This is a genomic window from Flavobacterium sp. GNP001 (assembly GCF_054343775.1).
Genome location: NZ_JBTGUX010000001.1, coordinates 1721862 through 1736391, shown reverse-complemented (window position 1 = coordinate 1736391; position 14530 = coordinate 1721862). Strand labels below are relative to the sequence as shown.

Annotated in this window: 11 protein-coding genes; 5 read left to right on the top strand and 6 right to left on the bottom strand. The window is 35.4% G+C overall.

Going from position 1 to position 14530, the window contains the following annotated elements; all coding sequences use genetic code 11:
* The first annotated feature begins 7 nt into the window (after window positions 1–7).
* Window positions 8–1360: an inorganic phosphate transporter gene (locus tag ACXX8U_RS07405; RefSeq protein WP_458565296.1), complete on the top strand. Its 1353-nt coding sequence runs from the start codon at window positions 8–10 to the stop codon at window positions 1358–1360.
* Window positions 1361–1428: 68 nt separating this feature from the next.
* Here ACXX8U_RS07405 and rimK read toward each other — a convergent pair whose 3' ends face one another.
* Window positions 1429–2811, bottom strand: a complete 1383-nt coding sequence (gene rimK / locus ACXX8U_RS07400) for a 30S ribosomal protein S6--L-glutamate ligase (RefSeq protein WP_458565295.1) — start codon at window positions 2809–2811, stop codon at window positions 1429–1431.
* A gap of 133 nt (window positions 2812–2944) precedes the next feature.
* Window positions 2945–5491: an ATP-dependent Clp protease ATP-binding subunit gene (locus tag ACXX8U_RS07395; RefSeq protein ID WP_458565294.1), complete on the bottom strand. Its 2547-nt coding sequence runs from the start codon at window positions 5489–5491 to the stop codon at window positions 2945–2947.
* A 256-nt stretch (window positions 5492–5747) separates the two neighbouring features.
* On the opposite strand from ACXX8U_RS07395, the gene gyrA reads away from it, so the two are divergent.
* Together gyrA and ACXX8U_RS07385 are read left to right on the top strand one after the other, a co-directional pair.
* Window positions 5748–8390 carry a DNA gyrase subunit A gene (gyrA, locus tag ACXX8U_RS07390; protein ID WP_458565293.1) on the top strand — a complete coding sequence of 881 codons (2643 nt, stop codon included), beginning with the start codon at window positions 5748–5750 and terminating at the stop codon, window positions 8388–8390.
* Window positions 8391–8428: 38 nt separating this feature from the next.
* Complete coding sequence (locus ACXX8U_RS07385; protein ID WP_458565292.1) at window positions 8429–9697, top strand: tetratricopeptide repeat protein; 1269 nt, start codon at window positions 8429–8431, stop codon at window positions 9695–9697.
* Between the two features lie 64 nt (window positions 9698–9761).
* On the opposite strand, the gene ACXX8U_RS07380 is transcribed toward ACXX8U_RS07385, so the two are convergent.
* The 4 genes from ACXX8U_RS07380 to ACXX8U_RS07365 all read right to left on the bottom strand — a co-directional run bounded on the left by ACXX8U_RS07380 (window position 9762) and on the right by ACXX8U_RS07365 (window position 13362).
* Window positions 9762–10850: a PAS domain-containing sensor histidine kinase gene (locus ACXX8U_RS07380; RefSeq protein ID WP_458565291.1), complete on the bottom strand. Its 1089-nt coding sequence runs from the start codon at window positions 10848–10850 to the stop codon at window positions 9762–9764.
* A gap of 221 nt (window positions 10851–11071) precedes the next feature.
* A complete protein-coding gene (locus ACXX8U_RS07375) occupies window positions 11072–11917 on the bottom strand; it encodes a hypothetical protein (RefSeq protein WP_458565290.1) in 846 nt (281 codons plus the stop codon).
* Window positions 11918–11935: 18 nt separating this feature from the next.
* Window positions 11936–12754 carry a 3-deoxy-8-phosphooctulonate synthase gene (gene kdsA, locus ACXX8U_RS07370; RefSeq protein ID WP_458565289.1) on the bottom strand — a complete coding sequence of 273 codons (819 nt, stop codon included), beginning with the start codon at window positions 12752–12754 and terminating at the stop codon, window positions 11936–11938.
* Between the two features lie 158 nt (window positions 12755–12912).
* Complete coding sequence (locus ACXX8U_RS07365; protein WP_458565288.1) at window positions 12913–13362, bottom strand: 2-dehydro-3-deoxyphosphooctonate aldolase; 450 nt, start codon at window positions 13360–13362, stop codon at window positions 12913–12915.
* A 163-nt stretch (window positions 13363–13525) separates the two neighbouring features.
* On the opposite strand from ACXX8U_RS07365, the gene ACXX8U_RS07360 reads away from it, so the two are divergent.
* Both ACXX8U_RS07360 and ACXX8U_RS07355 read left to right on the top strand, forming a co-directional pair.
* Window positions 13526–14086, top strand: a complete 561-nt coding sequence (locus ACXX8U_RS07360; RefSeq protein WP_458565287.1) for a YeeE/YedE family protein — start codon at window positions 13526–13528, stop codon at window positions 14084–14086.
* 19 nt (window positions 14087–14105) lie between these two features.
* Entirely contained in the window at window positions 14106–14522 is a 417-nt protein-coding gene (locus tag ACXX8U_RS07355; protein ID WP_458565286.1) for a DUF6691 family protein, read from the top strand.
* Window positions 14523–14530: the final 8 nt, after the last annotated feature.

Sequence of the window (14530 nt, the reverse complement as noted above, 5' to 3'; positions counted from 1 at the left end):
TATAAATATGGAATTTACTCTTTTAATAGTAATCATAGTCTTAGCATTAATTTTTGATTACATCAATGGTTTTCATGATGCTGCTAATGCGATTGCGACTGTAGTTGCTACAAAGGTATTGACGCCTTTTCAAGCCGTTGTTTGGGCCGCTTTTTTTAACTTTTTGGCATACTGGGTTTTTGGTTTTGGTGTTGCAGATACTGTTGCAAAAACAGCGAATACCGATCAAATCGATTTGGTAGTAATTCTCGCCGGTGTTATTGCAGCTATCATTTGGAATTTATTCACATGGTGGCAAGGTATACCTTCCAGTTCGTCTCATACCTTAATTGGTGGTTTTGCTGGAGCAGCAATTGCTCATGCCTTAATGGTGCACGGTTTTTCTTCGTATACAACAGGTACAGGTGTCGAAATGCAGACAGCCTACTGGTACGACACAGTGAACTGGTACACTGCAAGTAAAAGTGGAGGTTTTCCTTCTGGAGTTCTTGTCATTATTGCTTTTATTGTATTAGCTCCTTTATTGGGTGCCTTAATGTCTTATTTAATTTCTATTTGGTTGCTGAACGCTTCTAAAAGAGAAATTGGACCAAAAATATTTACTGGGGTCGTGATTTTGTTGACCATCTGGTTTGTAGAAAGCCAAATGGTATATTATAAAGATATAGCCAAACCTCGTTTTGAATCGCATTTTTGGAGCGTTGTTTTCGAAACGCATAACATCAAGTGGTTTTTGGTAGCATTCATAGTGCTATCAATTAGTTCGTTTTCTTTGATTTTTAGCAGCTTAAATTTACATCAATCAACAGCTTGGTTAAAGAAGATGCAATTATTGTCTTCTGCGGCCTTTAGTTTAGGGCATGGTGGAAATGATTCTCAAAAAGTAATGGGAATTATAGCCGCTGCCGTTACAGTTTACAAAGTCAAGAGTGGTGTATCGCTAAATAGTCTTCCAGATTGGTTGAATGTTATTTTGCCAAATGAAGATAAAGGAATACTTGGTGTAATGCCAGAATGGATTCCGCTTGCATGTTACTCTGCAATTGCTGCTGGAACATTAAGCGGTGGCTGGAAAATTGTGAAAACAATGGGGTCTAAAATTACTAAAGTTACTTCTTTTGAAGGAGTTGCTGCAGAAACCGCTGGTGCACTAACCTTATATTTTACGGAGCATTTTAAAGTTCCTGTGAGTACTACACATACAATTACAGGTTCTATTATTGGTGTTGGATTAACAAAAAGAGTATCAGCTGTGCGATGGGGAATGACTGTGAGTCTTATTTGGGCTTGGGTACTTACAATTCCAATCTCAGCAATTCTTGCAGCTCTTATCTACTACTTATTTCGTATTTTTATCTAATACCAAAATTTAATATTTACAAAAAAAACCATTCTCAGAATGGTTTTTTTGTTTTTGTTGGACTCTTTTTATTTAAGCTCTATTTTTTGTCTGAAGTTCTTTTCGATTGCTTTAATCATTTCGCCAGCAATATCTTTATTGGTTGCTCCTTCAATACCTTCCAGACCAGGAGAAGAATTTACCTCAAGTAATAAAGGTCCTTTTGAAGACCGAATAATATCAACACCTGCCACTTTTAGGTCCATTGCTTTAGTTGCACGAATGGCGATCTTCTTTTCCTCTGGAGTTACTTTAATAACCGATGCAGTTCCGCCAAGGTGAATATTTGCTCTGAACTCTCCTGGCATTGCTTCACGTTGAATAGCAGCAACTACTTTTCCGTCAATGACAAAGCATCTAATATCTTTCCCATTAGCTTCTTTTATAAATTCTTGAACCAAAATGTTAGCATTCAAACTTTTGAAGGCGTTAATAACACTTTCCGCTGCTTTTTTAGTTTCTGCCAAAACAACACCTTTTCCTTGCGTTCCTTCAAGTAGTTTTACAATTAAAGGAGATCCACCTACCATTTTAATTAAATCATCAGTATCTAAAGGCGAATTGGCAAATCCCGTTGTAGGAATAGCAACGCCATGATTGAGTAATAATTGTAAAGAGTATAATTTGTCACGCGACTGTGTAATAGCATTAGATGAGTTCAAGCAATATACTTTTAGAGCTTCGAATTGTCGTGTCAAGGCGCAGCCGTAAAAAGTGATACTTGGTCTTATTCTTGGAATTATCGCGTCAAATTGATTTAAAATTTTACCACCACGATAGTGTATTTCGGGAGTTTTGGCATCCAATTTCATGTAGCACTCTTTTATGTTCAAAAAGTGCATTTCATGGCCTCGCATTTCGCCGGCTTCCATAATACGTTTGTTGCTGTATAGTTCGGGGTTACTCGCCAAAAGACCTATACGTAATCCTGAACTTGCCTTTTCTGAATTTTTATATAATTCTTTTAAAGTATCGCTCGTAGGTTGTCCTAGTAAATATTTTTGTTCAGGATCAACTAAAACTCTTCCACTCATTGCTTCACGACCCAATAACATACGGAAACCCATGGAATCACGATTGGTCAAAGTCATTTCTATAGGCCATTGCCCGCTACCAAGTTGAACATTAGTTTGGATCACATAGCGGTGTTCTCTAAAACCACTTGAACTTTTTACAATACGTTTGTCTACTAGTGGAGCTTCGCAGTGAATTACTGTTTTTAAGTTATTTTGAATGGGATTGATGTCAAATTTTACCCAGTTGCTTTCGTTTTTGATAAAGGGTGCGATGTTAATGGCATGCAATGCTGATGTTTTAGCACCTGAATCGACACGGGCTTTTATGGTAGGAATGCCTAATTCTGGAAAAGAACACCATTCTTCGCTACCTAAAATTACTTTATTATCTGACATAAATTGCGGATTTAATCTTATTTTAAAATTCAAATGTAGCTATTTGTTTTCACAAAATGTTGGTTTACTGTAAAGAATAAACCCGTTATGTTATAAAAACGTAACGGGTTTATTATCAATTAAAAAGTGGTTTTTACAAATTGGTAGCTTCTCCAGCTTTGTGCACTTTTACAGTTAATTCCTGAGCTCCTTCTTCTATATCCATGAATATTTCGTCGCCTACTAGAATTTTTGAAGTAATTATTTCTTCGGCGAGTGTGTCTTCTACATATTTCTGTATCGCTCTTTTTAGTGGTCTAGCACCAAATTGTTTGTCAAACCCTTTATCAGCTATAAATGCTTTTGCAGCGTCTGATAGGTTCAAATTATAACCCAATTCGGCCACGCGAGCATACAGTTTTTTCAACTCGATTTCAATGATTAAATCAATATCATGTTTTTCAAGTGCATTGAATACAATTACATCATCAATACGGTTTAAAAATTCAGGAGCAAAAGTTTTCTTTAAAGCATTTTCAATAATACTTTTCGAATTGTCATCTGCTTGGGCCACTTTTGCAGCTGTACCAAATCCAACGCCTTGACCAAAGTCTTTTAATTGTCGGGCACCAACATTAGAGGTCATTATGATAATTGTATTTTTAAAATCAATTTTTCTGCCTAAGCTATCCGTTAAAAATCCGTCATCAAGAACCTGAAGTAACATATTAAATACATCAGGATGTGCTTTTTCAATTTCGTCTAATAATACTACGCAGTACGGTTTTCTTCTTACTTTTTCGGTAAGTTGTCCACCTTCTTCATATCCTACGTATCCCGGAGGAGCTCCCACTAATCTTGAAATAGCAAATTTTTCCATGTATTCGCTCATGTCAATACGGATTAAAGCATCTTCTGAGTCGAATAATTCTTTTGCTAAAACTTTAGCCAATTGCGTTTTTCCTACTCCTGTTTGACCAAGGAAGATAAACGATCCGATTGGTCTGTTCGGGTCTTTTAAGCCTGCACGATTACGCTGAATAGAGCGTGCTATTTTAACAACGGCTTCTTTTTGCCCAATAACTTTATTTTCAATAAGTTCTGGTAATTTCGCAAGCTTGTTACTTTCGGTTTGTGCAATACGATTTACAGGTATACCGCTCATCATCGAAACTACATCGGCTACATTGTCTTCAGTTACTTCAATACGATTGTTCTTTGCATCTTCTTCCCATTGCTCTTGAGCAATTGCAAGATCCTTCTCGATGCGTTTTTCATCGTCTCTAAGTTTAGCAGCTTCCTCGTATTTTTGTTTTTTAACCACTACATTTTTCATCTCGCGAACTTCTTCCAACTGACGCTCAAGATCTAAAATTTGTTTAGGAACTTCGATATTGGTAATGTGTACACGTGAACCTGCTTCGTCAAGAGCATCAATCGCTTTGTCTGGTAAAAATCGCTCAGACATATATCTGTCAGTCAATTTTACGCAGGCCTCAATGGCTTCAGGTGTAAATGTTACGTTGTGGTGATCTTCATATTTGTTTTTAATGTTATTCAAAATCGTAATTGTTTCTTCAACAGATGTTGGTTCAACAATGATTTTTTGAAAACGTCTTTCTAAAGCGCCATCTTTTTCAATGTATTGACGGTATTCGTCAAGAGTTGTAGCTCCAATACATTGAATTTCACCACGAGCCAAAGCCGGCTTGAACATGTTTGATGCATCAAGTGAGCCTGTAGCACCACCTGCGCCAACAATTGTATGGATTTCATCAATGAATAAAATAATGTCATCGTTTTTTTCAAGTTCGTTCATGACCGCTTTCATACGCTCTTCGAACTGTCCGCGGTATTTTGTTCCAGCAACTAAACTTGCTAAATCTAAAGTTACCACTCGTTTGTTAAAAAGTGTACGCGAAACCTTTTTTTGAATAATGCGGAGCGCTAAACCTTCAGCAATTGCTGATTTTCCTACTCCAGGCTCACCAATAAGTAAAGGATTATTTTTTTTGCGACGGCTTAAAATTTGCGATACACGCTCAATTTCTTTCTCGCGTCCTACAACAGGATCTAGCTTGCCCTCTTCGGCCATTTCGGTTAAGTCACGACCAAAATTATCCAGAACTGGAGTTTTTGATTTTTTATTGGATTTGTTTGTCGGATTGTTGAAAGTTCCTTCTTTCAAACTGTCATCTTGTCCTGAATCGTCGTTGTAAGACTCATTGCGTGGCAAATTTTCTCTGAAATCTTCGTCGTTTGGCGTCATATTAATGTATTGTTCTTTAGCTATATCATAATCTATTTTGAGCTTATTCAATAGCTTGGTTGTAGGATCGTTCTCGTTTCTTAAGATACACAGCAGCAAATGTGCGGTACTAATCGAGGTACTTTGGAATACTTTTGCCTCTAAAAAAGTGGTTTTTAAGGCACGCTCTGCTTGTCTAGTCAAATGTAAATTTTTCTTTTCTACATTGATTTCTAGGGTTGGGCTTGCAGGACTTAAAATTTCTACTTTGCGGCGTAAATGGTCTAAATCAACATCTAAATTGTTCAGAATTTGTATTGCTTTTCCGCTGCCATCTCTCAAAATACCTAACATTAAATGTTCAGTACCTATAAAGTCGTGACCTAAGCGCAAGGCTTCTTCCTTACTGTAGGTTATTACGTCTTTTACTCTTGGTGAAAAATTATCATCCATATTATATATTTAATCTCGTAAATTTAATGATTTACAATTTGAAAAACAAAAACCGTTCCTCTTGTTGCGCATGTCTGCTAAGAGACAAAAAATATCACGATTTAAGAGTTAATTTTACCTTAAATTATTAACTAAAAGCGTGTTTAATTTTGTTAATAAATCATTGAAATATGTTGGTACAAATTGGTAAAAAAAAATCTAAAAAGTGTATCTTGGCACGTTTTGAAACTAATATAATATTTTAATATAACAACTTATGTCTGAAGGAGAAAAGTTAATTCCTATTAACATAGAAGATGAAATGAAGTCAGCTTACATTGATTATTCAATGTCTGTAATTGTATCTCGAGCGCTTCCAGATGTTAGAGATGGTTTAAAGCCTGTACATCGAAGAGTTCTTTATGGTATGTATGATTTAGGAGTTTTTTCAAATAAAGCCCATAAAAAATCCGCAAGAATTGTAGGAGAGGTTCTTGGTAAGTACCACCCGCACGGTGATACTTCTGTATACGATGCCATGGTGCGTATGGCTCAGGAATGGAGCATGCGTTATTTATTAATTGACGGCCAAGGTAACTTTGGATCTGTAGATGGTGATAGCCCTGCAGCAATGCGTTATACTGAGGCTAGAATGCGCAAGATTTCTGAAGAAATCATGGCAGATATTGAAAAAGAAACAGTCGATTTTCAATTGAACTTTGACGATACTTTATATGAACCTAAGGTAATGCCAACACGCGTTCCGACTTTATTAATAAACGGAGCAACAGGAATTGCAGTAGGTATGGCTACCAATATGCCACCACACAACCTTACCGAAGTAATCAACGGAACATTAGCTTACATCGATAATAATGAAATCGAAATTGATGAGTTGATGACACATATTAAAGCTCCTGATTTTCCAACCGGTGGTATAATATATGGTTACGAAGGGGTTCGCGAAGCTTTTAAAACTGGAAGAGGACGTATTGTCATGCGTGCGAAAGTTGGTTTTGAAGAAGTAGACGGAAGAGAGTGTATCATTGTTACTGAAATTCCATACCAAGTCAATAAAGCGGACATGATTAAGCGTACTGCTGATTTGGTAAACGATAAAAAAATCGATGGTATTGCCAATATTCGAGACGAATCGGATAGAAACGGAATGCGAATTGTTTACATCCTAAAACGTGATGCTACTCCAAACGTAGTTTTAAATACACTTTATAAGTTTACACAATTGCAATCTTCATTTAGTGTAAACAACATCGCCTTGGTAAAAGGACGTCCGCAAATGTTGAATCTGAAAGATATGATTCATTATTTTGTAGAGCACCGTCATGATGTGGTTATTCGTAGAACACAATTTGATTTGCGTAAAGCCGAAGAAAGAGCTCATATCTTAGAAGGTTTGATTATTGCTTCAGATAATATTGACGAAGTAATAGCATTAATTAAGGCGTCTAAAAATACGGAGGAAGCTCGTAATAAATTGATGGAGAGATTTCAGTTGTCTGATATTCAATCTCGTGCAATTGTTGAAATGCGTTTACGTCAATTAACGGGTCTGGAGCAAGACAAGTTAAGAGCGGAGTATGATGAGATCATGAAATTGATTGATCATTTAAGAGCATTATTAGCTGATGTTAATTTGAGAACGGCTTTGATAAAAGAAGAACTTGAAGAAATTCGTGATAAGTATGGTGATGAGCGTCGTTCTACTATTCAATATTCAGGTGGAGATGTTAGTATTGAGGATTTGATTGCCGATGAAAATGTAGTAATTACAATTTCACACGCAGGATACATTAAACGCACCAACTTAACAGAATACAAAACTCAAAATAGAGGTGGAGTTGGGCAAAAAAGCGCTGGAACTCGTGATCAAGATTTCTTAGAACACATGTTTGTAGCTACAAACCATCAATATATGATGTTCTTTACCCAAAAAGGGAAATGTTTCTGGATGCGTGTGTACGAAATTCCAGAAGGCAGTAAAACAGCTAAAGGTAGAGCCATTCAAAACTTAGTGAACATTGAAAGCGATGACAAAGTGAAAGCTTTCATTTGTACCCAAGATCTTAAGGACAAAGATTATATCAATAGTCACAACTTAATCATGGTTACAAAACAAGGTCAGGTTAAGAAAACTTCATTAGAAAAATACTCAAAACCGCGTGTAAATGGGGTGGCGGCTATTACAATTAAAGAAGGTGATGAATTACTTGAAGCAAAATTAACTGATGGCGAAAGTCAAATTATTTTGGCAGTTAAATCAGGTAAACTAGTTCGTTTTGAGGAAACTAAAACGCGACCGATGGGTAGAACAGCCTCTGGGGTTCGCGGAATTAGCTTGAAAGACGAGTCGGATGAAGTAATTGGCATGGTTACTGTTGCTAAGGACAATATCAACGATTCACAAATTCTTGTTGTTACTGAAAACGGATACGGAAAACGTACCAAATTAGTTGACGAAGATGGAGAAGATGTGTACCGTATTACAAACCGTGGAGGTAAAGGTGTAAAAACACTAAATATTACTGAGAAAACCGGTAATTTGATCTCGATTAACGCAGTTACTGATGCTGATGATTTAATGATTATTAATAAATCAGGACTTACTATTAGAATGGCAATTGAAGATTTACGTGTAATGGGGCGTGCAACACAAGGAGTGAAATTAATCAACTTGAAAGGCAAAGACTCAATCGCGGCCGTAACTAAAGTAATGAAAGACGATGTTGCCGAGGTTGTTGTTGATGAAGATGGAAATGTCCTAGAAACAGCTGCTATCGAAAGAGTAAAACCTGTTTTAGAAGTGCTAGAAGAAGAAGTTGTTGAAGAAGATGAAGACGAAGAAGATGAAATTATCGAGGACGACGAAGATGTTGAAGACGAAGAAGAATCTGAAGAATAAACATAAATTAAAACAATTATAAATTAAATTAGAATACCATGAACAGTAAATATGTAGTATTAGCATCAGCGTTATTGATATCAGTAACTACTTTTGCTCAAAAAGACCAAATTAAAGCTGCTGAAAAGGCTTTAAAAGGTGGTAAATCTCAAGAGGCAGCCACATTTTTAACTGAGGCTGAGTCCTTAATTGCTAATGCAGCAGACGCTGAAAAAGCGCAATTCTTTTTCGTTAAGGGTAATACATACTTAGATTTAGCTAATAAAAATGTAAACACAGACGCTAGTCTTTCTGCCGCTGCCAAAGCATTTCAAGATTTAATTGATGCTGAAAAGGCTTCAGGGAAATCAAAATTTTCTGCACAAGCAATAAAATCAGTTACTGAGATAAAATATAAATTAATCAATAGTGCAATTGCAGATTCTAAAGTTGAAAAATTTGCAGAAAGTTCTAAAAAGTTATATGATGCCTACTTGTTGGACAAAAAAGATACAATCAACTTGTATTATGCAGCTTCAACTTATGTAAATGCTAAAGATTACGATAAAGCACTTGAACTTTACGGAACATTGAAAACATTAAACTATTCTGGTAAAGCAACCAATTTTATTGCTGTTAATAAGCTGACATCTGCAGAGGATTTCTTTTCAACGGCACAAGAAAGAGACCGTTTGGTAAAACTTGGTACACACGAAAAGCCAAGAACAGAGGTTGTACCTTCAAAAAGAGGAGAGATCTACAAAAACATGGCTTTAATTTTGGTTGAAAAAGGAAAAACAGACGAGGCTAAAAAAGCAATTTCTGAGGCTCGTAAAACAAATCCAGAAGATGGATCTCTAGCTTTAACAGAAGCTAATTTATACCTAGAGACTAAAGACTATGACACTTACAAAAAGTTAGTTTCTGAAATTTTAGAAAAGAATCCGAATGATTCCGAACTAATTTTTAACCTAGGTGTTCTTAGCGCTAATGCGAAAAATGTAGTTGATGCTGAGAAATACTACAGAAGAGTAATCGATATCAATCCTCAATACGTGAATGCTTACATTAATCTTGCTGCCATGAAATTGGAAGATGAGAAGGTGATTATTGATGAGATGAATAAATTAGGAACTTCTACAAAAGATCAAAAACGTTACGACGAATTGAAAAAGAAAAGAGAAGATATGTTCAAAGCGACTATTCCATTTTTGGCAAAAGCGGTTGAATTAAATCCAACAAATCAAGATGTATCCAAAACTTTATTAGGTGTTTACAATGCCCTTGAAATGACTGCTGAAGCAAAAGCTTTGAAAGCAAAAATGTAATTCAAAACTGTAGTTAAATAAAAAAGCCTGTCTCGAAGGAGACAGGCTTTTTTATGATTTATATTTATTTGAATGAAATAGTAAAAGTGGTTCCTTCATTCGGTTTGCTATTAACCGAAATGCTACCACCCAAGCTGTTCACATGATTGTAAACGAGATACAATCCAATACCACTGCTGTCTGAATTATTATGAAATTTTTCGTAAAGACCAAATACTTTATTTTTTACTTTTTCCATATCAAAACCAATTCCGTGGTCGCTAAAAATTAATTGCTTGGTACCATTATTAAATTTTGTGGATATTACAATATTGGGTGAACTACCAACTTGACAGTATTTAATGGCATTGCTGAGCAGATTTAAAAAAATACTTTGCAAATAGCCTTTGTTAAAGTTTATTTCATCAAATGCAGAAAAATCACTTGAAATAGTAGCTTTAGAGTTTAAAATTAATGATTTAATCGATGCTATTACTAGCGCCAAAGTCTCGGAAATATTTACAGTTTCAATTTGAGGGTGCAAATTTTCGTTAACCACTAGTTGATCAAGTGAATCATTTAGTGTGTTTCTTAAATTTTGACTTGTTTCCTGTAAGATGTTTATTAATTCTAGAGTTTCGCTATCATCTATTTTAGATGTATCTATTAAGTTGAAAATAGCCATCATATTATTTAGTGGCGATTTTAAGTCATGTGAAATTTTGTGCGAAAGTACTGTTAGTTCTTTATTGATTTGTGTCAGTTTTGCTAATAAAATATTACGTTCTTCCTCTCTCTTTTTGGTATGCGTTATATTTTTTGCAATTGCGTACACTAATTTTTCTTCTATTACTGGCATTGAAGTCCATGACAACCAAATAATCTCTCCGCTTTTAGTAAGGTATCGATTTTCAAAATTGAGAAGTGGTTTGTTTTTGTAGACCTGCTCCCTGGTTTCAATTGTGTTTTTTAGATCAGCTTCGTGTATAAAACTACTTATTGGTCTAGTGTAAAGTTCTGCATCAGTATATCCTAAAGTTTGGGATACGGCAGGATTAATTCTTTTAAAATAACCGTCAAATCCTGCAATACAAATAAAGTCTGCAGATATTTTAAAGAAATTATCAAAATGATAAATTCCGGCAGGATCAGGATTTTCTTTGTTTTTAGTCATGATTGTTTCACCTAAATGATACTATTTCTAAGCCAAACAAAAAATTAATATTTGTTTAGTTTTTGTTTTGGTTATCAAAGAATTCAACTTCAAATCTAGTTATTATTTATCAATTAGGAGGGTGATTTTATCACAATATTTTTAATTATAACCTTAAACAAAAAAAACAGACTCTTTGTTATAGAATCTGTTTTTTTGTACTTTGAATGGTTGAGAAAGTGTTATAGTTTAAATATTCCACCAAAAGCTATGATTCTTTGCAAAAAGAAAAAATCTTGTGAAGCACTATCCGCGGTGCTTTGCGTGGTGCGAATGTCTGGCATGTTGATGTAACCGCCTTTGATTTCTCCCTGAATATAAAAATGTTTAAAAAAGGTAACGTTTACACCTGCTTTTACCGAAGCTCCATATCCTGAAACATGAAAATCGTCGTGGCGCTCTTTACCAAGCAAAGTAGTATTGGTTTTAGGATATAGCATTCCGGCGCCAATACCTTCTGTCAGATTCACCTGAATTTTATCAGTATTTGAAATTTTAAATAGTTTGGAAATATCATCATGACGAGATATTTCAGTATGTACATAGTTTAAACCATCGGTGTGCTCGTACATTAAAAAATCTTCAGTCAATTCAATCGGGGAATTATTATACACTCCGTCAAAAGGCGTTCCTGCTGCAATTGTACCACTAATATTAGCCGTTTGACCTTGAGTCATCACATATTTCATGTGGTCAACTCCAAGGGCTATACTGTAATGGTCATTGATAAAATAACCCAAACGAAAATTGGTTTGTGGGATGGTCATTTTAGTAGGGTTGATGTAATCTACATGCCAACCCTTAGGTTTGTCATGCGCCGTTATGTTATTAAGGGTAAAATTATAATCGGCTCCCTTAAAAGTAACATCAGATTTACTATAAGTTTCTCTGTTTCCGCCCCATGACACAAAAAACTTCCCTTTATTGTGTGCTGTATATTTATCTTGAATTTTAATATCGTCTTGAGCTTGAACCCTATTTCCAGCCAAAACTGTTAAAAATGCAGATATAAAAATTATTTTTTTCAATTGTTTAGTTCTCTAAAATTAGAATTTATTCACCGTTTGTCTAATAGCCACTAGCTTAGTCATCAAAGCTTCAAAATAATCTAAATGTAGCATATTAGCACCGTCACTTTTAGCATTAGCAGGATCAAAATGTGTTTCTATAAAAATACCATCGACTCCTGTTGCAATTCCGGCCTTGGCGATCGTTTCAATCATATCAGGGCGTCCGCCCGTTACACCTGCAGTTTGATTGGGTTGTTGCAAAGAGTGGGTTACATCAAGCACCGTTGTAGCATAGTTTTGCATTGTTGGGATTCCTCTAAAATCAACAATCATGTCTTGGTATCCAAACATCGTTCCTCTATCTGTAACCATCACATTGGTATTGTTGCAATCTAGTACTTTTTGAACGGCATGCTTCATGCTTTCTGGACTCATGAATTGTCCTTTTTTTAAATTCACAACTTTTCCAGTATTAGCCGCCGCAACTACCAAGTCAGTTTGACGTACCAAGAAAGCAGGAATCTGCAATACATCAACATATTGAGCAGCCATGTCAGCATCTTCATTGGTGTGAATGTCAGTAACCGTTGGAATATTAAAAGTTTCAGAAACTTTTCTTAGAATTTTCAAAGCTTTCTCGTCTCCAATTCCTGAAAAACTATCTATTCTTGAACGGTTTGCTTTTTTAAAGGAACCTTTAAATACAAATGGAATTTGAAGATTGGTAGTAATTCCAACTAATTTTTCAGCAATTTGTAATGCCATTTCTTCGCCTTCAATAGCGCAAGGTCCAGCCAATAAGAAAAAATTGCCGCTATCAGTATGCTTAATTAAAGGGATATCTTGTATGTTCATAATGTGTTGTTTTTTAAAGTTGCAAAGATAGTCAGGTTTTACAAATTAGCTTGCGATTTTATTTTTTTTAGGAGCTCTTTCCTGCTATCCGTTGCAATCTTTTGCTTTTTGAAAATAAAAAGCAAAAGGATTTCCACTGCTATCAGGGCTAGGAGCGATTATTTTTTTAAAGTGAAACCCATTGGTACCATCAAAACTCCTTTTTCATAGATGTTTAAGTAGAGTAAAACAGGTTTGTTTTGGCCTTGCCATTTAACCTGATATACATCTAAGAAACCTGCACCCATATCACTTTTTGTGGTCGGAAAAGGACAACAGCTTTCTAATTTTTCAAAACTTATTTTTTCACCTTTTGGCCCAGCCAAGGCATTCAAAAAACGTTCTTGGTTAATGGTTGGATTTGTTGTACCGCTAAAAAAAATGTTTATAGGGTAATCTTTGTCGTATCCATATTTCTTATCCGTACTAAACTGAGTAATTATAAAGGTGTTATTCTCGCTCAGTCGTAGGTTTGGTGCTGAGTCATCGGTGTTTTTTAAAGTTGATTTGGTGCTAGTGCAAGAGCTTAGTTGTAATGCCAAGATGGTTAAGAGCAGTAATTTTTTCATACTATGTGGTGTTTTTGTATTTGTTTGTAGCGCTTTTTAGGGGTTCAATTTCTAAAACAAAGATAAATGAATCTGAGATGTATTGTATTTCTACTTCCAAATTTTACACGTCTTAATTGAACTTTGCAAATGCTTCTTATATTTGTCTAAAAAATTCAAGAATATGGAAATAATTTTTCAAACCTGGCCTTGGTATATTTCAGGTTTTTTAATCGGTATGATAATGCTAACACTTACTTATTTTGGAAAAGCTTTCGGAATGTCTTCGAACCTGCGCTCACTTTGTGCAATGTCTGGATTGGGTAAAAAGGTATCCTTTTTTAATTTTGATTGGAAATCGCAGCGTTGGAATTTGGTAGTGGTTTTAGGCGCTATGCTTGGCGGATTTGTAGCAGTTCAATTCATGAGCGACCCTTCTAACGTTACTTTAAATCCGGCTACAATTACACAATTAGAACAAATGGGTATTGATGCGCCAAATGGTAAGCTGATGCCTGCGGCACTTTTTGGGTCTGAAGCAATTGCAAATCCTGCGACTCTTATTTTATTAGTTGTTGGCGGAATTTTGATTGGTTTTGGCTCGCGTTATGCCGGCGGATGTACGTCTGGTCATGCTATTTCTGGCTTGAGTAATTTGCAAATCCCATCTTTAAAAGCGGTAATTGGTTTTTTTATCGGAGGGTTATTGATGGCTCATTTTATTTTACCATATCTTTTATCCTAATCATTTTAAATAGTTCAAAATGAAAAATATAATAAAATATCTTTTAGTTGGTTTTGTTTTTGGAATTGTCCTTACAAAATCTGAAGCCGTTTCTTGGTACCGAATTTACGAAATGTTTCAATTCCAATCCTTTCATATGTTTGGTATTATTACCGTTGCAATTTTAACTGGCGTAATAGGGTTACAGCTAATCAAGCGTTTTAATGTTAAGGACAGTTCAGGTGCAGCGATTAACATTCCAGATAAGGAAAAAGGAAATGCCAGATATTGGATTGGCGGTCTTATTTTTGGATTAGGTTGGGCCTTAGTTGGTTCTTGTCCAGGACCGATTTTTATTTTAATTGGCGCAGGTTTCTGGAGTGTACTTATTGTCTTGTTTGGTGCTCTGTTGGGTACTTTTTTGTACGGTGTCATTCGTTCAAAATTGCCTCATTAAACTAAAAC